Genomic DNA, 22,778 nt, shown 5'->3' with positions numbered 1-22,778 from the left:
ATCATGTTATATTAAATATTTATTGTTATGAATAAGTTATACAGACCTTCAGTTTATACCATTCCTGTTGTAATAAAGGATGAACCGGGTAAGACTTTATTGATTCATGGATATACAGGAGCTATGGATATTGCGTCTGAAAAGATAATGAACTGCCTTCAACCAGAGAAAAGATATTCCTATGATAATATTCCATTGTCTAAAGATGTTTTTGATAGACTTATTGCTCGAGGATATTTTACGGATAAATCTGAACAAGAAGAATACGAGTATTTAAAAAACTTTACTTCTCTTTTTAATAGATATGAGAAAACTAAAAGTAAGGTTTTTACCTTGATGATTGCTTATGATTGTAATTTCAGGTGTCCTTATTGTTATGAAGGGAATATTTCTGGAAAAGGTCGTCAATGGTCTAAAAAAATTTTTAATAAAGACATGGTTGATCGAGCTTACCAAGCGATGGAAGAAATCGAACCTAATAAGAATTTACGTGCTAAAACGATTACATTATACGGTGGTGAACCTTTGATGGCTTCAAATAGGGAGATTATAGAATATATTGTTATAAAAGGAAAGAGTTTAGGTTATAATTTTGATGCAGTAACTAATGGATATGATTTAGAATATTTTCTTGATTTGTTAGGTCCGGAATCGATTAAATTTCTACAAATTACGATAGATGGAGAAAAGGAATACCATGATAAACGTCGCATACATTATAAAGACGGAAAGTCATTTGATAAAATTATTGCAAATATTAGTAAAGCGTTAAAGACAGGTGTTTCTATTTCTGTCCGGGCAAATACGGACGGGAGAAATATTTCAAGTATGCGAAATCTGAAAAATTATTTTTATGAATTAGGTTTTTATAATTATAAAACATTTTCTTTTTATTCTGCATTGTTGTGTGGTGAAAAATCTGATGTTGATAAAGTGAAAAAAAATACTCAAACTTCTGAATTGAATAAAAAATTTGAATACTTAAGCCGTGAAGAATTTCTTTTAAAGCAGGAGCAGAATGATTCTGATATTTGGGGACAGGATTATGGTGTCTTTACGAAAATTTATCGGGCATTAAAAAATTCCTCAAAAATACAGTTCCATACGATATTTTGTCCTTCTCAAACCAATTCTTATATATTAGATCCCTATGGGGAAATTTATTCTTGTTGGGATACCGTAGGAAAGAGAGAGCGTTGTTTAGGCTCTTATTTAGATGATATAGTATGGAATGAAAAAGAACGGAGTTTATGGCATAATCGTAATATTGGGACTGTGGCAGATTGTGCTCATTGTAAATATGCTTTGTTTTGTGGTGGAGGTTGCATGGGTAAAGTCCTTGCTAATGGCGGAAGTTTTGAATCTAATTTTTGTGACAGTTATTCATTGATTTTTGAGAAATATGTTATTCAGGCATATAAAAAGTATAGGGCAGAAATGCACTAATAATTAATAACTTATTAAATAAATTTTAGATGATGAAAAATCAAGAAGAGAAAAAAGAGAAGCAATCCGAAGATTTGGTCTCTTTAAATGATTCTTTGTACAATGAATTCTCATTGGAAGAGTTGGAAAATCGATTGGAAACAGACCCTCTATTGTTTGGAAATTTAGTGGAACCTTTATGTTTCCTTGATTTTAGTTGTGTTTGTAAAAATGGGGGATATACTTGCATCAGTGAGGAAGGTGGAGGATGTCCTTGTGATGGGGCAAATCTTGGGTGTCCAGAGTTTCTCTAAGTAATTCTTAAAATTTGAAGAACGTCTTGTACATTATTGGTGCAAGATGTTCTTAAATAGGTGTTTAATGGGTAATATTGAAGATATAAAGAACCTGAGTATTTTAACATTTGAAACCTCAAGTAGGGAGTATAAATATTTAGTTAATTTCGGAGAACGATTTTGGGAAATAACAGCTGCTGTTGCAGATCTTATTAAGGCTTTTCAACAAGGAGGATCTTTGGAGAATGCAACAGAGTTATTTTCTAAAAGTCGAAGAAGGTCGTATTCTCCGGAAGAAGTTATGCATTTGGCAGATATATATATTGCTCCTATTTTTAAAGAAAATAGTTCTAAAACTACAAAATCTTTTTTATTGAGATTAAATATCTTGACAGCAAGACAAGTCGTTGTTTTTTCAGATAAATTGAAATGTTTATTTCAACGATCTGTATTGTATCCGTTGTTATTTCTAATCATAATATTAGAGATACTTTTTTTTGTTAAGCAAGATATTGCAACAGCAATATTTGATATTGAGTTTATGGATATAGTTGGGCTAATCGCTCTTTATATTATATCTTCTTTTTTTCATGAGTTGGGGCATGCTTCGGCTTGTAGATATTTTAAAGTGGAACATGGAGGAATCGGGTTGGGATTATATTTGACATTTCCTGTTTTTTTTACGGATGTTACTAAAATCTGGACACTTCCCCGAAAACAGAGAGCCGTTGTCAATTCTGCTGGTATATATTTTCAACTGATTTTTCTATTGCCGCTTATTTTACTTTCATTTATTATTCCAAATGACTTCTTTATATATTTTGTGTTCGTCATTAATTTGAATTTCCTATTGACTATGAATCCGTTCTTTAAATTCGACGGTTATTGGATGATGAGCGATTTGTTGGGCATACCTAATTTGCGGAAAAGAACCAATGAACTGTTGTCTTATTGGATAAAAAAGATAAGGAAGAAGAATGCGGGGAGTTATCCGTTTTTATTGACGATAAAACCTGTGGAAAAAACAATAGCAATTGTTTATACGATTGTGGTGAATGTATTTTTTGGATATTATTTTTTCTTTATAATACCCCATTTTTTAGTAGCGTTTGTTTCAGACTTTCCATATTTGTTTCAACGTGTAATTAATTCACTTATTGTGGGTAAGATGCCTGACTATGTATTATTAAAGAGTTTTTTCTCCCAATTATTGATTTTAGGATTAATCTTGTTTTTCTTTTATAACTTATTAAAGCCTTTGTCGAACAATTTAAAAAGGAAATATATAGAAAAGAATCAGAGGTAATTAGTTTATGATAGAAATTAATGTAAGACATATTGGACAATTTTTTTGTATCCTATTGATTTTTTTCTTGGGGATATTATTGATTTTTAAACCTGAAGATACATATTTTTTCTCAGGATGGTTTGCTGTCGTTTTTTTGTCGATATTACTTATTTATACGCATAGTGATTTTAAAATTTCCGGCTTGGATATTTGCATCTTTCTATTTGGGTTATATGAAGTGTTTTCCTTATTGTTATCGCCTAATCCTATTGCTGGTTATCCATATTTGGCTTCGTCATTTATTGGGGTCTGCTATTATTTTGTCCTTCGATTTTATTTAAATACAGAAGATAGAATAAAGAGTTTGATAAAATGGTATTCTGTTTTTATTTGTTTAGTTTCCATAATTGCCCTCTATTCTTTTTCTCTTTTTGTGGAAAATTTATCAAATGTGGGTTGGGATAATAATGTTTCTGGTTTCAAATTCCTTTATCGACCGTTAGGATATTTAAATAATGTGTGGAATACTTTCTCTATTGTTTATTTAGGCATATTGGGATTATGCGGATGGTATTGTCGTGATAGCAGGGCGTGGCTGATTTTTTTATACGTTGCATTGATTCTTGTCATAATAAATATTTTATTTTCTTTTTCGCGCGGGGCTAATTTGGCATTATCCGTTTTTTTATTGGGTAGTACTATTTTGTTCTTTTGCTGTAAGATGTCTTTGAGAAAAAAAATTGGACTTTTCATTTTGACATTGTCAATTATAGCTTTTGCTTTAATTCCGTATTATGAAGATGTGCTTAAATCGATGCATTGGGGAGAGACTGTTTCTCAGCAACGTAGTGTTTCCGGTCGCATCGCTTCTTTATATGCTGCATGGACTGTCTTTAAAGAGAAACCTGTTATTGGATTTGGTTCCGGTAATTATTCTTTGGCAGTGGATCCTTTACTCTTTGAGAAAGAGAATGTAGCATTTACTAATTTTGCACCGAATATATTGGTGCAGCTGGGGGTAGAGAAAGGTATAACCGGATTTTTGATATTCGGGTTATTTATGGGTTATTTTTTTTGGTACTTTATAAAGGAGAAAAAAGATGGAGGGTCGTATTTTATTGCATTGACAATATTGGCCGTTGGAATAAAGGAAATGACTTTTTCTTCTCTCCTTGAGTGTGAGGGTATTCGGGTTTTATTGATTACTTTATTGGCTATTTGGCAGAATCGGTATATTTCATGCCGATATATGGTAATTTCTGCAGGTCCTAAATTACGAAGTATAGCGGTTTTGTCTCTTGTTATATTATGTTCGTTTATTACTGTTTTTATTGTTCGTCATAATAGAAATGAATACTTTAATTATAAGTGTCTGGAAAATATTAATTTATCTCGTCTTGATTCTGCATCTTTTTATATAAGTAAAACTCATGAAAATTTGCCATATCTTATTAATCGGAGTACTGTAAATTGGCTGCAATATAACGATTCTAAGGATAAAAAATATTTAGAGAGTTCTATACAATATTTACGGGAAGCTATTTCTATAAATCCTAAAGATGTCATGTTACATTATAACATGTCTGTTTTGTTAGAATGTATTGGACGGAGGGATTCTGCTCAAAATATATCGAGAAGATTATTGGAAAAGTGTCCGGATAATGCACTGTTTTGTATTGGAGCTTTTAACCTTGAGTATAAAAGCGGGGGAAATGGAACGTGCGGTGTCTCACTTAACACATGCAATAAAATTGTCGCCTAAAATTTTAGAGACAGATTTGTGGAAGCAATGTGCTTTGGATAATAGTTATGTGAAAAAAAATGTTATTGATTTTTTGATAAAAGGCGCAGATCGAGATTCGGAAGATCCGATTTATTTGGCTAAATACGGGAAAATTTTTTTATGTATAGGTGACACGGTCTCGGCAAAGGAATATTTAGATAAAAGTATAAAGATACTTCCGAATCTTGTATATCCATGGTACTATTTGGCCGAAATTGAATATTGTAGAGGACATGAGCATCAAGGAGATTTTTATATGCGCCGTTTTTCTCTTTTGGGAGGAAGAAGCACGGAGATAGAACATATTTATCAAAAGAAAGAGTATGAATATAAGTTTCTGTCAGATCGGTATGAGGTAAAATTCCGAAAATGGTATGATAGTCGAAGTTGTCCTTTTTCGGTTTTCCTACCTGTTGATGGGAATATATTTTGAAATAAAAAAAATAATAAATAAAATATTGCTTTATGATAGAATTAAAATCGGTAAGTAAGGTCTTTCAAACGAAAGACATTGAGACACGCGCATTGGATGATATTTGTTTAAAGATTAATTCGTCAGAGTTTGTCTCTATAATGGGGCCTTCGGGTTGCGGAAAAAGTACATTGTTGAATTTGATCGGTTTGCTGGATCAACCGACTGCCGGAACTATACTGATACATGATACGGATGTATCGAGGATGAGTGATCGGGAGGCTGCCCGGTTTCGGAACAAGAGTCTTGGATTTGTTTTTCAGAATTTCCATTTGGTCCCCTCCCTGAATGTTATGGATAATGTTGAGTTGCCGTTATTATATGGCCGGGTTGCCGCTGTCGAAAGGAAAGAGCGGGTAAAAGAAGTCTTGAATATGGTGGGGCTGTCGCATCGGATGAAGCATTTTCCGTCCCAGTTGTCAGGGGGGCAATGCCAGCGTGTTGCGATTGCAAGAGCGATTGTCGGACATCCGGAGATAATTCTTGCCGATGAGCCTACCGGAAATTTGGATAGCCGCATGGGAGAAGAGATTATGGATATTTTGTTGGAGTTGAACGAGCTTGGGGTTACGGTGGTAATGGTTACTCATGATGAGCATATTGCTTCCAAAACAGGACGAATAGTACGATTGTTGGATGGAAAACTCGTTTAGAGAAAGGGAATATCATGAAAATTGTGTTGAGTTACATAAAGACAGCTTTATATAATATAAAGCGGAATAAGGCTTATGCGATATTCTATATTTTGGGTACGACGTTGGCATTTGTTTTCATTGCTATTATATTGCATGTTGTCAAACTTATTACTACCGATGCAGAGCCGATGTTATATGGCGATCGAATTGTGACGGTAAGCGGTTCTCAGCTTTACAATATGCAGGGACAATATATCGGAGGAATTTATCCCATGGAAATGGAGCAGTTTTTTGCGGCATTGAAAGGATATGAAATGGTTTCGTATGATAATGATGAGTCTTCTACTGCTTATGTGAATGATCAGTTGAAGGCTGTAGATGTGTCATTTATCGGGGGCGATTATTTTAAAATGTATCAATACCGTTTTATCGATGGGACATCGTTTGATCGTGAGGATGCTCGAGAGGGGAAAAAAGTCGCTGTAATTAAAGAAAGTTTGGCAAGAGTCGGTTTTCCGGGAGGTAAAGCGGTTGGCGAGAAAATTAAGATTCAAGGTATTGAATATGAAGTAATCGGTGTCGTTGCCGATTATTCGATGTTTTCTGCACCTACACTTGCCAGTGTTTGGATTCCGTACCGGTATAACAAATTTATCCCTTCTGCTCATTTTTGTTATAATGTGAATATTCTATTCCCGGAAGATATGGATGTTGCCCGGATGAAAGAATTGGTATGTAACAATGTGCGGGCTACTGTAGAAAATAGGGGTATGACAGTAGACATATTGCCGGAGAAGATTTATACCAAAAAGGAGGAGATGATAAAAAAATACGGGACAAATATCATGTTATACGGTGCCGGAGCTGCTATTTTCTTGTTGTTGATTATTCCTGCTTTGAATATCGTGACATTGAATTTTTCCAATATGGAGAGCCGGGCTTCGGAGATTGCGATTTTCCGGGCGATTGGGGCTACCCGCATTTCGGTTTTTTTCCAGATTATGGGTGAAAATTTCTTTTTGGTATTGATCGGGGCTATTTTAGGTGTTCTTTTGGTTTTACCGATGTCCTATGGGGTACAGAGTCTTGTTCTGGGCGGATCTCTTAATGAGAAAATGTCGTTGATCGCTTCTCTTGATATGTCGGTTATTTGGTGTCAGGTGTTGCCTTTGGCTATTTTGTTCTCTTTATTGTCAGGTGGGCTGCCGGCCTATTTAATTACACGGAAAAATATTGCAGAGGTATTGAAAGGAGGAAACGAATAATGAGAAAGTTTTTGCTAAAGATGATCTGGAATCGTCGGAATAAGGTTTGGGAAATTTTGGTAGAACAATTTTTTATCGTATTGGTACTGATGCTGTGTCTCGGGTCTCTGTTTTCGGCATTGAAAAAATATAATGATCCGGGGCTTTTAAATACGGATAATACATTTGTGTTTTCTTGTATGCCAGGTAATTTTAATTCGCGGGCTTCTTTACAAGAATCCGGACGCATAACATCTCTTGTCGTTGAACGGTTGAGAACCAATCCTGCAATAGAAAGCGTGACTGTGGGTAGCGGATTGGCTCCATATATGAGAGACGGCGATAACTATAATGGAGATACGGTTCGGATTAACGATAAAAAAATCATGGCAGCTATAAAGATTGTCGATAAATATGCCCTTGATGTATTTGATATTCGTTTGGAAGAAGGAGAGTGGTTTACCGGGGAGACCAAGTTGGCTGATGGCTCTTGTCCTGTTGTTGTTTCCCGGCAATTGGTAGATGCTGTCGGGTGGGTAGATGTTGTCGGCAAGAAGTTTGTATATAGAAATCGGGAACTTACGGTAATCGGGGTTGTTGCAGGGGTGAAGCATGCAGTATTCGAACCTTCGTCTGAGGCGATACTTTTCCCTTTCGAACATTTGACCTTTATGGAATGTGTCGCTAAAGTAAAAAAAGGGCATGAAGCCGACTTTTATAATGCTTGCGATAAAGAGTTCAAACGGGCCGGCTTGAATAATGATGTAGAGTTGTTTGTTTTTCCGATGGAAGAGTGGAAGGCTTTTTCGATGGTTGGGACGATGCTTTCAGTTGCAGCACAAGCCGTGCCGGCTTTTTTCTTGTTTATTTTTGCGTTTATTGGAACATTCGGATTATTTTGGTTACAGTCGAAAAAAAGGTTGAAAGAGTATGCTTTGCAGTTGGCTTTAGGAGCAACACGTAGAGATCTTATGAAAATGGTACTCGGAGAAAGTTTGTTGATTTCGGTAATGGCTTCTATTCCTTCAGTACTGTTGGCATTTTTTATTTATGATTTTACCGTAGAAAATATTGCTGCAGTTGTGACCACAATATTGCTGATGTGTTTGTTTTCATTATTTAGTGCATGGTATCCGGCATACCGAATTTCTCGTGTAAATCCGGCAGAGGTATTGCATTATGAATAATGAGTAAATATAGGTTGTATGAAACTATGGATGATATGTATAGTCTTTCTGTTCCCTACCTGTTTGTGGGGGCAGAAAGATACTTTGTCTCTCTCTATGGATCAGGCTTTAAATATAGCTCGTATTTTTTCTATTGATGCAATCGTGGCAAGAAATACTTTGCAGATTGCTTATTGGTCGTACCGTAATTATAAGGCGAATTTGTTACCCAGTATGGTTTTAGATGGCACTTTGCCCAGCTTGGATAAGTCATTGTCTTCTTATCAGAAAGAAGATGGTACATATTCGTTCGTTACAAACCGTCTGCTCAGTGAAAATTTGAATCTTTCTATTACTCAAAATATTCCTTATACGGGAGGTTCTATTTCTTTACAGTCACAATTGCAACGTATTGACCAGTTGGACGGAGATCGTAATACAAGTTATTTGAGCGTCCCTTTAGGATTGACCCTTTCTCAGCCTTTGATTACAGCTCGGCCATTAAGATGGTCGATGCGTATAGAGCCCAAAAAGTATAAAGAGGCATTGCAACAATATTGTGTAAGTATGGAGGCTGTAAATATGCAGACAGTCAAGCATTATTTCGAATTTTTATTAGCATCGGTAAATAAAAATATCGCAGAACAGAATCTGAAAAATGCTGAGGAATTGTTGAAAATAGCTCAGGGTAAGAAAAAGATCGGAATAATATCGGATAATGATTTGCTGCAACTGGAATTAGGAAGATTGAATGCTTCGTCAAATTTGATAAAAGCGGAACAAGAGTATGATAATAAGATGTATGCTTTTCGAAATTATTTGCGATATGATGATTCTGTCGTGTTGAAAATTGATGTTCCGCAAAAATGTCCTGTTGTAAAGATTTCACCACGTGAGGTTTTAGATATTGCATTAAAAAATAATCCTTTAAATTATTCGATCGAAAGGCAATTGTTAGAGGCAAAACAGCAAATTGCCCAAGCTCGAGTAGATCGTGGATTTAAAGCGGATATTTATGCTTCGGTAGGATTTACGGGAAGTGATAATAGTTTATCCGGAACATATCAGAATTTACAGAATCGTCAGGTTGTGAGTTTAGGAATACGTATTCCTATTTTAGATTGGGGAAAAGGTCGGGGACGAGTGCGGTTGGCGAAGTCGCAGCAAGAGCTCATAAAGGCGCAAATTGAGCAAAGCCAGATGAATTTTGAACGAGATGTAACGTTATCTGTCAATCAATTTCAAGATCAGACACGATTGTTAGATATTGCTGTTCTTGCAGATTCTGTTGCACAATGTCGGTATAAAACAGCATACAATATCTTTGTTATGGGAAATATTAATGTCTTGGATATAAATTCGGCTCAAGTAGAACGGGATAATGCCCGTAGAGAATATATTTCTCAGTTATATACCTCTTGGTTATATTATTACAATATTCGACAGCTATCCCTTTATGATTTTGTTCGGGATGAGGATATTATATATGAAATGATAAAAAATTAAAAAATATAAACATGGGCATGGATAAAGAAATTTCACCGGAGGTGAAACGTCGTAGAAAAAAGATATTGATTATTAAATTTGCGTTTGTAGCATGTGCTTTAGTTTGTTTTTTTATTGTTTTGGTAAAAGTATTCAGTGCCGGAATTCCTTTAGAAGATATTGATTTTGGAACGGTGACAAAAGGTGAAATCGGAATTTCTGTTTCTGCAACGGGAAAAGTAGCTCCTTTGTCGGAAGAGATAATAACTTCGCCGATTTCTTCGAAAATATTGGAAGTATATAAAAAATCCGGAGAGAAACTATCCAAAAATGATTCTATTTTAAAACTTGATTTAGCGGAAGCCAATGTAGGTATGGAGAATCAGCGGGATGAGCTGGAGATGAAGCGTTTTAAATTAGAACAGATGAAGATCGTGGCGGAAAGCCAGTTGTCGGAGATGAAGATGAGTATCGATATAGATGAAATGAGATTGGAGAGAATGAAAGTGCTATTGCAAAATGAGAAATATTTAGATAGTATAGGAGCAAGTACATCTGATAAAATAAAACAAGCTGAATTGGAATATAAGGTTCAGAAAATGAATCTGGACCAATTAAAATTGAAATATAATAATCAGAAACGGACTTCTGCTGCGGATATTCGAGTACAGGAATTGGATTACAATATAGCCTTGAAAAATATTTCGTTACGGACTAAGATGATGAAAGAGGCACAAGTGCGTTCTCCTCAAGATGCGACATTGATATGGGTAAATGATCAGGTTGGAGCAACTGTGCCTGCAGGTTCACAATTGGCAATTGTTGCCGATCTCGGTAGCTTTAAGGTAGAAGCCGAAATTACGGATGGATATGCTGATAAGGTTTTACCGGGAAATAAAGCAATTGTAAAAATCGGAAAAGAAGAACTCTCTGGAACAGTGGGGAATGTCGTCCCATCGGTAAAAGATGGAATGATACAATTTCTTATATTTTTAGATGATAATGACCATGATCGTCTGCGTTCCGGCTTGAAAGTTGACGTCTTTGTTATTAATGCGGTAAGAGATGATGCTCTTCGTATAGAAAGACGTTCTTTTTATAATGGTCCGGGAGACTATAATCTTTGGGTGATGGATGGAGATCATATTGTGAAGAGAACAGTTAAGTTGGGAGAGGGAAGTTATGATTATGTAGAAGTATTAGACGGTTTGAATATCGGTGATAAGGTGGTGGTATCGGATATGAATAAATATAGAGATAAAGAGAATTTGAGGATAAGAAAATAAGATATGACGCTGATAGATAAGAATATATTTTTAATTTCTGTTTTTTTACCATAACATTCCCGAATCCTTTATTAATAGGGTATATTTTTAGTTGTAGCTGTTTGTCTTATGTATAAAAAAGACGAACAGCTTATTTTTCTGTTTCATTTTGATTATCTTTGCCAACATTATGGCTCGTATTTTATCGATAGATTACGGAAAAAAACGTACAGGAATTGCGGTGACCGACCCTTTGAAAATAATAGCGAATGGGTTGACAACCGTTCCTACGCATGAATTGGTCGGTTTTCTGAAAAATTATTTTCAAAAGGAAGCTGTGGAGAAAGTAATCATAGGATTACCGAAACAGATGAATAATCAGCCTTCGGAAAATATGCGATATATCGAGCCGTTTGTAGCACAGTTCAAGAAGTTGTTCCCTGATATTCCGATAGAATATTTTGATGAACGGTTTACTTCTACTTTAGCGCACCGGTCTATGTTGGAAGGCGGGTTGAAGAAGAAAGATCGTCGGAATAAAGAACTGGTGGATGAGATCAGCGCAGTAATCATATTACAGGGATATATGGAAAGCGTGCTGCATGCTTGATTGTTGATCGGAATAAAGATTTATATGCCGGGAGTACCGGTGATTATGATAAAAATATATATATGTTGTTACCAATTTATTTATATGGACAGCCTGTGCTGAGGAAAGTCGCAACGGACATAACTGCCGATTATCCTGATTTGAAGAAGTTGATTGAAGATATGTTCGAAACGATGGATAAATCGGACGGGGTCGGACTGGCTGCTCCTCAGATAGGTTTGGATATTCGGGTGCTTGTAATCAATCTGGATGCTCTTTCAGAGACATTTCCTGAATATAAAGATTACCGGAAGGCAATGATAAATGCCCATATAGAAGAAGTATCCGGTGATAAGATAACCCGGGAAGAGGGATGTTTGAGTTTGCCCGGAATTCATGAGCCTGTGACTCGTCAGGAAAAAATAAAGATAACGTATCGGGATCAGGATTTTGTAGAGCATACCGAAGTATTTGAAGGTTATGTCGCTCGTGTCATTCAACACGAATATGATCATCTTGAAGGAAAAATGTTTATCGATCATCTTTCCCCTATTCGCAAACAGCTTATAAAATCGAAGCTGAACAGTATTCTGAAGGGTAAAGTAAATTGCGGTTATAGGGTAAAAGCAGTAAAGAAATAATACTTATATTGACACACTTAATTTTAAGAATCTAAATTTATGACTTCATTACAGAAAGACATTTTAGCATTGCGTGAAAAAAAAGCGCTGGTGCAGATGGGTGGAGGAGAAGCCGCCATTGAAAAGCAGGAGGCGATGGGCAAGTTGACTGCCCGCAATCGTATTCTGGCTTTGCTGGATGAAAATTCATTTCAGGAGTATGATCTCTTTGTAGAGCATGAAGCCAGAGGCTTCGGCATGGAAAAAAAGGTTTTACCCGGAGACGGAGTAATTACCGGAACAGGAACTATCTTTGGCGCTCCTGTATGTATCTATGCTCAAGATTTTACCGTAGCAGGTGGATCTCTCGGTTTGATGCACGCTCGTAAGATAACCAAGATAATGGATCATGCACTAAAGATGAAAGTGCCTATTATCGGGATTAATGATTCCGGTGGTGCACGTATTCAGGAAGGTGTGGGTGCATTGGCCGGATATGGAGAAATTTTCTATCGCAATACGATTGCTTCAGGGGTAATTCCTCAGATTTCGGTAATCTTAGGCCCGTGTGCCGGTGGTGCGGTATATTCTCCGGCATTGACCGATTTTGTTTTCGTTGTTGAAAACATTTCGAAAATGTTCATTACAGGACCGAATGTCATCAAGACCGTTTTAGGCGAAGAGATTTCTATGGAAGACTTAGGAGGAGCTCGAGTTCACGCTGAAATTACGGGTAATGCTCATTTCTATGCCCAAAGTGAACAAGAGTGTTTTGAACAAATCAAGAAATTGGTGACGTTTATTCCTTGGAACAATAAGCAACGTGCCCGTGCATGGGAACCTAAAGAACCGATTTTTGACAAATCGATCAATGATATCATTCCGGCCGATCCGAAACAACCGTACGACGTACGTGATATTATAAAATGTGTCGTAGATGATTCTGATTTCTTTGAAATACAACAGCTTTGGGCAGCAAATATCGTAATCGGATTTGGTCGTATTCATGGCGATACAATCGGATTCGTAGCTAATCAGCCTATGGTAATGGCCGGAGTGCTTGACTGTGACAGCTCTGATAAGGCTGCCCGTTTTATCCGCTATTGCGATGCCTTTAATATTCCTATTGTTACATTCGAGGATATGCCGGGTTATTTGCCTGGAGTAGATCAGGAGCATGCCGGCGTTATTCGTCACGGCGCGAAAGTTCTCTACGCATATTCCGAAGCGACAGTACCTAAAATCACTATTATCCTGCGTAAAGCGTACGGAGGCGGATATATTGCAATGAACTCGCGGCATTTAGGAGCAGACTTCGTATTTGCTTGGCCGAGTGCAGAAATTGCAGTGATGGGACCGGAAGGTGCAGCCAATATTATTTTCAGAAAAGAAATTATGGAGGCTGAAGACCAGAACGCAATGCGTCAGGAAAAAGTAAAAGAATATATCGAGAAATTTGCTAATCCGTATGTTGCTGCGGCTAAGGGATATATCGATGCTGTAATCGAACCGAGAGAAACTCGTGTCAGCTTGAAGCATGCTTTGGTTTTGGCAAGAAGTAAAGAAGAATCCCGTCCGTCGAAGAAACATGGAATTCCTCCGTTCTAATCCATAAATCGAGATTGAAGATGGAAAATGAAAAAGTGAAATTAGTAGATTTTGCAGTTACAGCCCGTAAATATAAAACGACATTGACAAAGAAATTTATCAATCGTCCGTTGTGGGTGAAACCTGTACCTGGCGAGATCCGCTCCATTCTTCCGGGAACGATCGTTTCGTATGCGGTAGAAGTAGGACAGTCGGTGAAAGTCGGAGATTTGTTACTCGTTCAAGAGTCGATGAAAATGCAAAATCGCATATTGTCTCCGGTTGCAGGAGTTGTAACAGAATTGAATGCTACTCCAGGAGAACATTTGGTGAAGGGGGCCTTGATGTTGACAATAAAAACCGAATAGGTATTGTTACCAAGTATAGAAAAGAAAGCGTTGCGGATACTTCCGTGACGCTTTCTCTATTTTGAGACGTACTCGGCTTCTTTGGAAAACTTGATTTATTCGTTATATTTGTATTTCTTAGAGCCTGTCTCAATTTTGCTCAGGTCAGGTTTGAGAGTTTCTTTTGAGGATATTTTTCTGTTTCTATGAGGAGGATAAGCTATCTGACGAGGGAAAACGGGAAAAAAGAGCGGAAGAAAACACAGAAATGACCTGATAATATTTTTTTGTTGGAAAATTTAGAGAGGCTCTTAAAGACGAATTATAAATATATAATATAATGGCAGACGACAAAAAAATTATTTTTTCGATGGTGGGAGTCAGTAAAACTTTTCCACCGCAGAAACAAGTTTTGAAGAATATCTATTTATCGTTTTTTTATGGAGCGAAGATCGGGATTATAGGTCTTAACGGTTCTGGTAAATCTACGTTGTTGAAGATAATAGCCGGTATTGAAAAATCTTATCAGGGAGATGTTGTTTTTTCTCCCGGTTATACTGTCGGTTACTTGGAACAAGAACCGAAACTCGATCCTGAAAAAACGGTCAAGGAAATTGTGCAGGAAGGAGTACAACCGATTTTGGACTTATTGGCTGAGTATGAAACTGTAAATTTAAAATTTGGTGACCCTGAGATTTTAGAAGATCCGGATAAGATGGATGCTTTGATGAATCGTCAGGCTGAGTTACAGGACAAAATCGATGCTACGGACGCCTGGAACCTTGATAATAAGCTCGAACGAGCTATGGATGCTTTGCGGTGTCCTCCGGAAGATCAGTTGGTAAAGTATCTTTCAGGAGGAGAACGGCGACGTGTCGCTTTATGCCGTTTGTTGTTGCAACAGCCGGATATTCTTTTGCTGGACGAACCTACCAACCATTTGGATGCCGAATCGATAGATTGGCTTGAACAGCATTTGCAGCAATATGCCGGAACGGTTATTGCCATTACGCACGACCGTTATTTCCTTGATCATGTAGCCGGATGGATATTGGAGCTTGACAGGGGTGAAGGTATTCCTTGGAAAGGAAACTATTCTTCATGGCTTGAGCAAAAAACAAAACGGATGGAACAAGAAGAGAAACAAGCGAGTAAGCGCCGCAAGACTCTTGAACGGGAGTTGGAATGGGTTCGCATGGCTCCTTCTGCACGGCATGCGAAAGGAAAGGCTCGTTTGAATTCGTATGATAAACTATTGAATGAGGATCAAAAAGAGAGGGAAGAAAAACTGGAGATTTTCATTCCGAACGGACCTCGTTTGGGAAATAAAGTGATTGAGGCGAAGGGGGTTGCAAAAGCCTATGGGGATAAACTGCTTTTCGATGATCTTAATTTTGTATTGCCTCCGAATGGTATTGTCGGAGTGATAGGTCCGAATGGGGCTGGTAAAACGACTCTTTTTAAGTTGATAATGGGACAGGAGAGTGTCGATAAAGGCGAGTTTGATGTCGGAGAAACGGTAAAAATCGCTTATGTAGATCAAACTCACAAGGATATAGATCCCCAGAAGAGCGTATATCAGGTTATTTCGGGAGGACAAGATCTGATTCGTATGGGAAATAAGGATGTAAATGCCAGAGCTTATCTTTCAAGATTTAATTTTACCGGAGCAGATCAAGAAAAACTGTGCGGAGTTCTTTCTGGAGGAGAACGGAATCGCTTACATTTAGCTATGGCTCTGAAAGAAGAAGGAAATGTCCTTTTATTAGACGAACCTACTAATGATATAGATGTTAATACTTTGCGGGCGTTAGAAGAAGGTCTTGTGAATTTTGCCGGATGCGCAGTGGTTATTTCTCATGATCGTTGGTTCTTAGACCGTATTTGTACACATATTTTGGCTTTTGAAGGAGATTCTCAGGTGTTTTACTTTGAGGGTTCTTATTCTGAATATGAAGAAAATAAGAAAAAACGTTTGGGGGATATAGAACCTCGTCGGGTGCGTTATCGTAAGCTTATGGAATAAGATAGATTTTATAGATATAGTTCTATAAATATAAATTATCGATTACACAGATATATGTCAGTTTACTTTAGTTTTATTCCTATAATTAGGAATGCTAAAGTAAACTGTTTTTGTGTAAACAGATAAAAATAAAAATGTACTTCCGGAAAATCTGAGAGCCTGTCAGAATTTTGTCCGGGTCAGTTTTGAGAGTTTTTTCTTTTTATTGGAGAATTTAGATAAGCTCTAAATAAAAAATTAAATTTCTCAATATTTAGTTGTTTGACCGTATGCTCATACTCTACGTGTATAAGGCGATTCTAATACTAAATGATAGTTAACTGTTTTATTTGGGAGGTTAAAATAACTCCTGAAAATTTCGTGGAATCTTTAATTTTTTTTGTTTTCTTGCAACCATACGCATCTCTTGTTACGTCTAATCAATAAGTTTTCCGGAGAATTTTTATAGATTTATAAACTTAAAAAATGAAGATGATGAAAAAGGCTATTTTGTTATTTGTGGTGGTTTTTATTTCGATTTTATCGAATGGAATATGTGTCGCAGAAAATAATCCTGCTGTCCCCGATTCGATAAACAGTCAGGAAAAAACTGAATTGGCATTATTGAAGATGAAACAAAATCATGAGCTTATGATGCAGGCGGTAAGTGATGATAAGGAAGATGTGCTTCTTCCGATAGTTGCAATTGTTTTTGTATTCGGAGTTCCGGCCATCGTTTTATTTTTGATCTTATTTTTTGCATTGAGATATAAATTAAAATTGCAAAAAGAGCGATATGCCGTTGTCGAAAAAGCAATAGAATGCGGAAGAGAATTGCCTGACAGTTTTTTTGAAGAATCTTCCTCAAAAAAGCCGTTATATAGTAAGAAACGCTTGAGTACAGCACTTACGCTAATAGCTTTAGGTATCGGTATCCTGTTTTTCGGACTTGTTGCAGAGAATAAATATGTTTGGGCTTTTTCTGTAATACCAATATTGATAGGTTTGGGGCAATTATTGGTTTATAGAATAGAAGAAAAATCCCGGATTGAAGAGCTGTCTAAAGAAGAGCAGAATATAAATGAGCAAGAATGAAGATATTTTATTGATTGCGAAGTGTCTTTTGAACGATGACAGAAGGGCATATACTCGTTTGGTTGATAAATATCATCCTCAGATAAAGCGCTTTTTTTTAAATCAAACTTTAGGAGATGCTATGTTGAGTGATGATTTGGCGCAAGAGACATTTATCAAGGCATATACCAGTTTGCGCTCATTTAAAGGTCTGTCATCGTTCTCTACATGGATTTTTAGAATAGCCTATAATGTTTTTTATGATTTTATGCGGAGTCGGAAATGTTCGGAAGAGTATAGTCCGGATGTTTCGGTTCAGGATTATGAACTTCCTTCTGAAACACTGACTCGTAATATAGATATATACAGAGCGATGCAGATTCTTAAACCGGAAGAAAGAGCTATAATACAACTGTTTTATTTGGAAGATCTGTCTTTGAATAAAGTTTCGGAAATTATGAATATGCCTTCGGGAACAGTCAAATCTCATCTCTCTCGGGCTCGTCAGAGATTGAATGTATATTTAGATAAAGAGGATTATAAATATGGAGAATGATGATAAGTTGAAAGCATTCTTTAAGGAGCATGCACAACCTTTACGCAGAGAGGTGTGGTTTTCTCGTAGAGTGATGAATCGATTACCCGGAGAAACCAGACGGAAAATACGAATTATTGAGATGACGGTGTGGTTTATTTCTGCAATATTCGGACTGTCACTTTGTTTTATGTTCGGAAAATCGATCACCGCAATCAGTGACTATAAAGAGCTTTTTTCTGTGATGAACTTGTTTACGTTTTTGGCCTTTATTTCTGTCCTGTTAATTTTGGCGAATCAGCTTATTAAGCTATTTCGCATACGATAAACAAAAAAACGCAGGAAATTTATCCTGCGTTTTTTTGTTTATCTTTTTAATTAATAGAATTGATGACATAAAAAGAGATAGATTACTGCTGCCGGTGCTGCCAATAATACACTGTCAAACCGATCGAGCATTCCTCCGTGTCCCGGTAAGATAGAGCCGGAATCTTTAATTTGTAAAGTCCTTTTTAAAAGAGATTCACATAAATCTCCTAATGTTGCGAATATCGAAACGGTTATGGCTAATCCATACCATTCAAGTTGACTTAGAACGTTGAATTGTGTCGATAAGATGTATGCTAATACTAAATTGAATGCAATGCCGCCCCAAAAACCTTCCCATGATTTTTTAGGTGAAATGCGTTCGAATAATCGTTTTTTTCCGATTGCCGATCCGACAAGAAAAGCTCCTGTATCATTGATCCATATAAAAGCAAAAAATGATAAAAGCAGCCATGGATTATAAAATAAAAAAGTTGAGGAAGGTTCAAAAGCCAGAAAGCTCAATAATCCTATAGGAAGAGCAATGTAAACTTGTCCCATAAAAGAATGAGACCATCGAGTTATCGGGTCTTTATCTTTCATATATAGTTGAATGATAAAACAACAAAGAAAGTAGATCAAATAGGGAATAAAAACAATTCCTTTAGAAAAAGCAGGCAATATATCGCTTGCATATAAATAAAGTGATAGGGTTAAATAGTTTCCTCCCAATATATTGACAAATAAAGTGATCTTTGGTGAATTGCTTCCCTCTATTAACCTGTAAAACTCGGTAAGTGTCAATGTTGTGATAACAAGCAACAATGCCAATAGTGTATATTTGCTGTATAATATAGCACCGATAATAATACCGATAAACAATATACCTGTAATAGCTCTGATAATTAGATTTTTCAAAACAAATAAGTTTTAATAAATAAATTCGTAATTAAGGTTTTAGGTAATATAAAGTACTTTTCAATATAAGATTACATAAAATGATATAGAAAAATTACTGTTGCATCTAATGCCGTTTTTTTACAATCTTTAATTTCCAAAGACACTTTTATTTCAGCTTTTGCTACCCCTCTCAAATTGACTAAAGACAGTAGTTTTGCTCTTAATCGCACCTCGTTTCCGACTAATACAGCTTGATTGAAACGTAGTTTCTCAATACCGTAATTTACAAGCATCTTTACATTGTTTACCTCTATAATTTGATTCCAAAGGTAAGGCAGTATCGATAAGTTTAAATATCCATGTGAAATAGTTGATTTATAAGGACTTTCCGCTTTAGCTTTTTCTACATCTACATGTATCCACTGATGATCGAAAGTCGCATCTGCAAATTTGTTGATTTGTTCTTGGGTGATTTGCATATAATCCGATACTCCCAATTCTTTACCTACATATTGTTCGAATTCTTCGAAATTGTTGATTACTAATTTGTTCATAGTATGTTTTGTTTATTTTGTCTATTTTGTCGTTCTATGTGTTTATATAAAGAAATAGAGTTGCTGTAATAAATACAGCAACTCTTATAATAGTTACTACTGATTATACTTTTTCAGGAATTTCAGCATTGTTTTTTGTTTCATTTATAGGCGGCATTTGCTCTTTCTTCGTCAAAAGCTCATCGTCCGTCTGTTCACTATTTGGTTTGTCAGGCTCTGATTGAGATTTCTTAGCTTCGTTTTCATTTAAAATTTCATCCGAACGAGAAGTCCATTGTCGCTTTCCGAAAATTCTTTCTACATCTTCTGTGTAGATAACTTCACGTTCAAGTAAAACCTGTGTAAGTTGCTGGTGTCCTTCTGCTTTCTCTGACAATATAGATTTAGCGCGTTCATATTGTTCATTCACAATACGACTTACTTCCTTGTCTATCATACGGGCGGTTTCTTCACTGTAAGGTTTGGTAAAGCCATACTCTTGTCCGGTAGAATCATAATAAGAAAGATTCGGTAATTCTGCACTCATTCCAAAATATGCGACAATAGCATAGGCTTGTTTGGTCACCCGTTCCAAATCATTTGCAGCACCGGTAGAAATACGTCCGATAAAGAGCTCTTCCGCGGCTCGTCCGCCTAATGTTGCACACATCTCATCCAGCATCTGTTCTTTTGTCGTGATCTGACGTTCTTCCGGTAGATACCATGCTGCACCTAAAGCTTTACCTCGAGGTACGATTGTTACTTTGACCAGCGGGTTGGCATATTGTAAAAACCAGCTTAGAGATGCGTGTCCGGCCTCGTGGATTGCAATAGACCTTTTTTCTTCTGCCGTTGTTATTTTTGTCCGTTTTTCAAGCCCTCCGACAATACGATCTACAGCGTCCATAAAATCTTGTTTCTGAACGGAGTTTTTCCCTTTACGTGCGGCGATGAGAGCTGCTTCGTTGCAGACATTGGCAATATCTGCACCGGAAAATCCGGGAGTTTGTCGAGCTAATAAATCGACATCAACCGAATCATCTATTTTCACATTCCGTAAATGAACCCGGAAGATTTCTTTCCTATCGTTTAGGTCGGGTAATTCCACATATATTTGGCGGTCAAATCTTCCGGCACGCAACAATGCTTTATCCAGAATATCAGCACGGTTTGTTGCAGCCAAGATAATAACTCCGCTATTAGAACCGAAACCGTCCATTTCTGTCAATAACTGGTTCAATGTATTTTCTCTCTCGTCATTCGAACCCATATTCGGATTTTTCCCTCGAGCACGCCCGACAGCATCAATTTCGTCAATGAAAACAATACAAGGAGCTTTCTCCTTGGCTTGACGGAACAAATCTCTTACACGAGAAGCACCGACTCCGACGAACATTTCGACGAAATCTGATCCTGAGAGAGAAAAGAACGGCACATTAGCTTCTCCCGCTACCGCTTTGGCAAGTAAAGTTTTTCCTGTTCCCGGAGGTCCTACGAGTAAAGCCCCTTTAGGAATTTTACCTCCAAGATCAGTATAACGTCCCGGATTCTTTAAAAATTCAACAATTTCTTCGACCTCTTGCTTAGCTTCAGACAATCCTGCCACATCTTTAAAAGATACCTGCACCGGACCTTCTTTGTCGAAAAGTTGTGCTTTCGCTTTCCCAACATTGAATACTCCTCCGCTTCCTCCGCTTTGACCGGACATTCTTCGCATCATGAAAAACCAAAATGCAAATAATAAGATAATCGGCAAAAATGAGAAAAACATATCCGAAAAATCACTGCTTTTGTCATACTTGACAGCAGCATTGAAACCATTTTCTTTTCGCCATGTCTCTACATTTTTGTCAAAAGCATCTGCCGATGGAATATTCGTATATATTTTAGGATTTTTACCTATCTTATCGGCTGTAGTCTTAAAAACATTTTGTGCTGTACTATCTTTGATATAGGCTTCTAAATAGTCTTTATTCGTGTAAACGACAATTTGCTTTATTCCGTTATCACGGGCAATTTTTTCAAACTCAGACCAAGTTACTTCTTTTGAGTTCGAACCGTCATTCATATAATAAAGGCCTATCAATACAAAAGCAATTAATGAATACATCCAATATAAATTGAATCGGATCATTTTAGGCTTTTTATTGTTAGGACCTTGAGGTTTTGATTTATTCTCCATACAGTAATAATAAGTAATGAATATTGTTTTATAAAAACAACAATAACTATTCCACATCAGGCAGTGCTGTCAATTTGGCATCACTCCATAATTGTTCTAATTTATAATATTCCCGATATTCAGGAAGAAAAACGTGGACATAAATATTTCCGTAATCCAAAACGATCCATTGTGAATTTTGATATCCATCATATCCGAACGGTTTAATTCCTGTTTCTTGTTGAGTATATTCACGAATGTTGTCTGCAATAGCAGAAACCTGCATTGTTGATCCACCTTCGCAAATGATAAAATATTCTGCCGAAGCTGAATCTATGGCAGAAAGATCTGCTGTTATGATTTTCTTTCCTTTTTTTTCTTGAATTCCTTCTACTATTTTTTGTAATAAAATTTTTTGGTCTTCCATTTAATCTTTAATATTGCTAACTAATTTAATAAGGTGCAAATATAAATCGAATTCCCTAACTTCCTGCTTTATACTTGTGATTTATATTTATTTTTTGTAAAAAAGGGGGGCAAATTATCATTTTTACTATATAAGGTTTTGATTTATTCTTATATTTCTTCGTTTATATTAACGGCTAAATGATTATCTTTGTTGCCTTATGATATAAATTTAGTACAATAATATGGAGATAAGAGGACACATCGTTCAGATTTTGCCTTTGCAAAGCGGAGTAAGTCAGGCAAGTGGTAGAGAATGGAAAAAACAGGAATATATACTGGAGACTGGAGACCAATATCCTCGAAAAGTTTGTTTTCAGCTTTTTGGAGATCGGGTAGATCAGTTTCCGATGGCGGTCGGTGAAGAAGTTGTAGTTAGTTGTGATATTGAAAGTCGGGAGTATAACGGACGATGGTACACAAATGTCAGTGCTTGGAAAATCGATAAAGTTGCCGTATCCGCACCGATGGAAGGTGCGATTCCTCCTCCTCCGTTTGAGCCAGAACCGACAGAAGATGATCTACCGTTTTAAAAGAAGGTGTTTATTCAAAAAAGTTTTTGTGTATAATTGAGTTATTTGCAGGCAGTTATAGAAA

Annotated in this window: 23 protein-coding genes; 19 read left to right on the top strand and 4 right to left on the bottom strand. The window is 36.6% G+C overall.

The window, feature by feature from the left end:
* Positions 1 to 27: 27 nt before the first annotated feature.
* The 18 genes from AC0UMU_RS09960 to AC0UMU_RS09875 all read left to right on the top strand — a co-directional run bounded on the left by AC0UMU_RS09960 (position 28) and on the right by AC0UMU_RS09875 (position 18,144).
* Positions 28 to 1,446 carry a radical SAM/SPASM domain-containing protein gene (locus AC0UMU_RS09960; RefSeq protein WP_009319664.1) on the top strand — a complete coding sequence of 473 codons (1,419 nt, stop codon included), beginning with the start codon at positions 28 to 30 and terminating at the stop codon, positions 1,444 to 1,446.
* 29 nt (positions 1,447 to 1,475) lie between these two features.
* A complete protein-coding gene (locus AC0UMU_RS09955; RefSeq protein WP_009319663.1) occupies positions 1,476 to 1,739 on the top strand; it encodes a hypothetical protein in 264 nt (87 codons plus the stop codon).
* A gap of 67 nt (positions 1,740 to 1,806) precedes the next feature.
* Positions 1,807 to 3,027 carry a zinc metalloprotease gene (locus AC0UMU_RS09950; protein ID WP_278716107.1) on the top strand — a complete coding sequence of 407 codons (1,221 nt, stop codon included), beginning with the start codon at positions 1,807 to 1,809 and terminating at the stop codon, positions 3,025 to 3,027.
* A 433-nt stretch (positions 3,028 to 3,460) separates the two neighbouring features.
* Positions 3,461 to 4,771, top strand: coding sequence for an O-antigen ligase family protein (locus AC0UMU_RS09945; RefSeq protein WP_473979928.1), 1,311 nt, complete (start codon positions 3,461 to 3,463; stop codon positions 4,769 to 4,771).
* The gene (locus AC0UMU_RS09940; protein WP_473979927.1) at positions 4,722 to 5,225 is read left to right on the top strand and encodes a tetratricopeptide repeat protein; all 504 of its coding nucleotides are present in this window, start codon (positions 4,722 to 4,724) and stop codon (positions 5,223 to 5,225) included. The genes AC0UMU_RS09945 and AC0UMU_RS09940 overlap by 50 nt, the downstream gene beginning before the upstream one ends.
* Positions 5,226 to 5,257: 32 nt before the next feature.
* On the top strand, positions 5,258 to 5,917 hold the full coding sequence (locus AC0UMU_RS09935) for an ABC transporter ATP-binding protein (protein WP_022390118.1): 660 nt from the start codon (positions 5,258 to 5,260) through the stop codon (positions 5,915 to 5,917).
* Between the two features lie 14 nt (positions 5,918 to 5,931).
* A complete protein-coding gene (locus tag AC0UMU_RS09930) occupies positions 5,932 to 7,164 on the top strand; it encodes an ABC transporter permease (protein ID WP_009319658.1) in 1,233 nt (410 codons plus the stop codon).
* Positions 7,164 to 8,330 (top strand): ABC transporter permease, encoded by a 1,167-nt coding sequence (locus AC0UMU_RS09925; RefSeq protein ID WP_278716118.1) that lies wholly within the window; start codon positions 7,164 to 7,166, stop codon positions 8,328 to 8,330. Before AC0UMU_RS09930 ends, AC0UMU_RS09925 begins: the two co-directional genes overlap by 1 nt.
* Before the next feature lie 18 nt (positions 8,331 to 8,348).
* The gene (locus tag AC0UMU_RS09920; RefSeq protein ID WP_288641480.1) at positions 8,349 to 9,815 is read left to right on the top strand and encodes a TolC family protein; all 1,467 of its coding nucleotides are present in this window, start codon (positions 8,349 to 8,351) and stop codon (positions 9,813 to 9,815) included.
* A gap of 17 nt (positions 9,816 to 9,832) precedes the next feature.
* Positions 9,833 to 11,080 carry an efflux RND transporter periplasmic adaptor subunit gene (locus AC0UMU_RS09915; RefSeq protein WP_031258389.1) on the top strand — a complete coding sequence of 416 codons (1,248 nt, stop codon included), beginning with the start codon at positions 9,833 to 9,835 and terminating at the stop codon, positions 11,078 to 11,080.
* Positions 11,081 to 11,249: 169 nt separating this feature from the next.
* On the top strand, positions 11,250 to 11,669 hold the full coding sequence (gene ruvX / locus AC0UMU_RS09910) for a Holliday junction resolvase RuvX (RefSeq protein ID WP_122304180.1): 420 nt from the start codon (positions 11,250 to 11,252) through the stop codon (positions 11,667 to 11,669).
* Between the two features lie 62 nt (positions 11,670 to 11,731).
* On the top strand, positions 11,732 to 12,289 hold the full coding sequence (def, locus tag AC0UMU_RS09905) for a peptide deformylase (protein WP_009319653.1): 558 nt from the start codon (positions 11,732 to 11,734) through the stop codon (positions 12,287 to 12,289).
* 39 nt (positions 12,290 to 12,328) lie between these two features.
* Complete coding sequence (locus tag AC0UMU_RS09900; RefSeq protein WP_009319652.1) at positions 12,329 to 13,876, top strand: acyl-CoA carboxylase subunit beta; 1,548 nt, start codon at positions 12,329 to 12,331, stop codon at positions 13,874 to 13,876.
* Between the two features lie 20 nt (positions 13,877 to 13,896).
* Positions 13,897 to 14,223, top strand: coding sequence for an acyl-CoA carboxylase biotin carboxyl carrier protein subunit (locus AC0UMU_RS09895; protein ID WP_009319651.1), 327 nt, complete (start codon positions 13,897 to 13,899; stop codon positions 14,221 to 14,223).
* Between the two features lie 319 nt (positions 14,224 to 14,542).
* Positions 14,543 to 16,228: an energy-dependent translational throttle protein EttA gene (gene ettA, locus AC0UMU_RS09890; RefSeq protein WP_288641474.1), complete on the top strand. Its 1,686-nt coding sequence runs from the start codon at positions 14,543 to 14,545 to the stop codon at positions 16,226 to 16,228.
* 465 nt (positions 16,229 to 16,693) lie between these two features.
* Entirely contained in the window at positions 16,694 to 17,302 is a 609-nt protein-coding gene (locus tag AC0UMU_RS09885; RefSeq protein WP_288641471.1) for a DUF6249 domain-containing protein, read from the top strand.
* Positions 17,289 to 17,837 (top strand): RNA polymerase sigma factor, encoded by a 549-nt coding sequence (locus tag AC0UMU_RS09880; protein ID WP_009319645.1) that lies wholly within the window; start codon positions 17,289 to 17,291, stop codon positions 17,835 to 17,837. Before AC0UMU_RS09885 ends, AC0UMU_RS09880 begins: the two co-directional genes overlap by 14 nt.
* Positions 17,827 to 18,144, top strand: coding sequence for a DUF5056 domain-containing protein (locus tag AC0UMU_RS09875; RefSeq protein WP_009319644.1), 318 nt, complete (start codon positions 17,827 to 17,829; stop codon positions 18,142 to 18,144). Before AC0UMU_RS09880 ends, AC0UMU_RS09875 begins: the two co-directional genes overlap by 11 nt.
* Before the next feature lie 50 nt (positions 18,145 to 18,194).
* On the opposite strand, the gene AC0UMU_RS09870 is transcribed toward AC0UMU_RS09875, so the two are convergent.
* From AC0UMU_RS09870 to rsfS, 4 genes are all read right to left on the bottom strand, one after another.
* Entirely contained in the window at positions 18,195 to 19,040 is an 846-nt protein-coding gene (locus tag AC0UMU_RS09870; RefSeq protein ID WP_009319643.1) for a phosphatidate cytidylyltransferase, read from the bottom strand.
* Between the two features lie 71 nt (positions 19,041 to 19,111).
* Positions 19,112 to 19,576 carry a MaoC family dehydratase gene (locus tag AC0UMU_RS09865; protein ID WP_022389927.1) on the bottom strand — a complete coding sequence of 155 codons (465 nt, stop codon included), beginning with the start codon at positions 19,574 to 19,576 and terminating at the stop codon, positions 19,112 to 19,114.
* Between the two features lie 103 nt (positions 19,577 to 19,679).
* Entirely contained in the window at positions 19,680 to 21,737 is a 2,058-nt protein-coding gene (ftsH, locus tag AC0UMU_RS09860) for an ATP-dependent zinc metalloprotease FtsH (protein ID WP_278716131.1), read from the bottom strand.
* A gap of 46 nt (positions 21,738 to 21,783) precedes the next feature.
* Positions 21,784 to 22,143: a ribosome silencing factor gene (gene rsfS, locus AC0UMU_RS09855; RefSeq protein ID WP_009319640.1), complete on the bottom strand. Its 360-nt coding sequence runs from the start codon at positions 22,141 to 22,143 to the stop codon at positions 21,784 to 21,786.
* Positions 22,144 to 22,366: 223 nt separating this feature from the next.
* Here rsfS and AC0UMU_RS09850 point away from each other — a divergent pair, with 223 nt between their 5' ends.
* Positions 22,367 to 22,714, top strand: coding sequence for a DUF3127 domain-containing protein (locus AC0UMU_RS09850; protein ID WP_009319639.1), 348 nt, complete (start codon positions 22,367 to 22,369; stop codon positions 22,712 to 22,714).
* Positions 22,715 to 22,778: the final 64 nt, after the last annotated feature.

The organism is Coprobacter fastidiosus, assembly GCF_982245605.1.
Note: the sequence above shows the minus strand (reverse complement) of the source record. Positions and strands in the feature narration are given on the sequence as shown.

Excerpts from the sequence above, each read along its gene's own strand:
- AC0UMU_RS09865 (WP_022389927.1), bottom strand. The coding sequence starts at position 19,576 with ATGAACAAATTAGTAATCAACAATTTCGAAGAATTCGAACAATATGTA.
- AC0UMU_RS09950 (WP_278716107.1), top strand. The coding sequence starts at position 1,807 with ATGGGTAATATTGAAGATATAAAGAACCTGAGTATTTTAACATTTGAA.
- AC0UMU_RS09960 (WP_009319664.1), top strand. The coding sequence starts at position 28 with ATGAATAAGTTATACAGACCTTCAGTTTATACCATTCCTGTTGTAATA.
- ettA (WP_288641474.1), top strand. The coding sequence starts at position 14,543 with ATGGCAGACGACAAAAAAATTATTTTTTCGATGGTGGGAGTCAGTAAA.
- AC0UMU_RS09880 (WP_009319645.1), top strand. The coding sequence starts at position 17,289 with ATGAGCAAGAATGAAGATATTTTATTGATTGCGAAGTGTCTTTTGAAC.
- AC0UMU_RS09940 (WP_473979927.1), top strand. The coding sequence starts at position 4,722 with ATGGAACGTGCGGTGTCTCACTTAACACATGCAATAAAATTGTCGCCT.
- AC0UMU_RS09885 (WP_288641471.1), top strand. The coding sequence starts at position 16,694 with ATGAAGATGATGAAAAAGGCTATTTTGTTATTTGTGGTGGTTTTTATT.
- ruvX (WP_122304180.1), top strand. The coding sequence starts at position 11,250 with ATGGCTCGTATTTTATCGATAGATTACGGAAAAAAACGTACAGGAATT.
- AC0UMU_RS09955 (WP_009319663.1), top strand. The coding sequence starts at position 1,476 with ATGATGAAAAATCAAGAAGAGAAAAAAGAGAAGCAATCCGAAGATTTG.
- AC0UMU_RS09875 (WP_009319644.1), top strand. The coding sequence starts at position 17,827 with ATGGAGAATGATGATAAGTTGAAAGCATTCTTTAAGGAGCATGCACAA.
- def (WP_009319653.1), top strand. The coding sequence starts at position 11,732 with ATGTTGTTACCAATTTATTTATATGGACAGCCTGTGCTGAGGAAAGTC.
- AC0UMU_RS09915 (WP_031258389.1), top strand. The coding sequence starts at position 9,833 with ATGGATAAAGAAATTTCACCGGAGGTGAAACGTCGTAGAAAAAAGATA.
- ftsH (WP_278716131.1), bottom strand. The coding sequence starts at position 21,737 with ATGGAGAATAAATCAAAACCTCAAGGTCCTAACAATAAAAAGCCTAAA.
- AC0UMU_RS09850 (WP_009319639.1), top strand. The coding sequence starts at position 22,367 with ATGGAGATAAGAGGACACATCGTTCAGATTTTGCCTTTGCAAAGCGGA.
- rsfS (WP_009319640.1), bottom strand. The coding sequence starts at position 22,143 with ATGGAAGACCAAAAAATTTTATTACAAAAAATAGTAGAAGGAATTCAA.
- AC0UMU_RS09920 (WP_288641480.1), top strand. The coding sequence starts at position 8,349 with ATGAAACTATGGATGATATGTATAGTCTTTCTGTTCCCTACCTGTTTG.
- AC0UMU_RS09925 (WP_278716118.1), top strand. The coding sequence starts at position 7,164 with ATGAGAAAGTTTTTGCTAAAGATGATCTGGAATCGTCGGAATAAGGTT.
- AC0UMU_RS09930 (WP_009319658.1), top strand. The coding sequence starts at position 5,932 with ATGAAAATTGTGTTGAGTTACATAAAGACAGCTTTATATAATATAAAG.
- AC0UMU_RS09895 (WP_009319651.1), top strand. The coding sequence starts at position 13,897 with ATGGAAAATGAAAAAGTGAAATTAGTAGATTTTGCAGTTACAGCCCGT.
- AC0UMU_RS09900 (WP_009319652.1), top strand. The coding sequence starts at position 12,329 with ATGACTTCATTACAGAAAGACATTTTAGCATTGCGTGAAAAAAAAGCG.
- AC0UMU_RS09935 (WP_022390118.1), top strand. The coding sequence starts at position 5,258 with ATGATAGAATTAAAATCGGTAAGTAAGGTCTTTCAAACGAAAGACATT.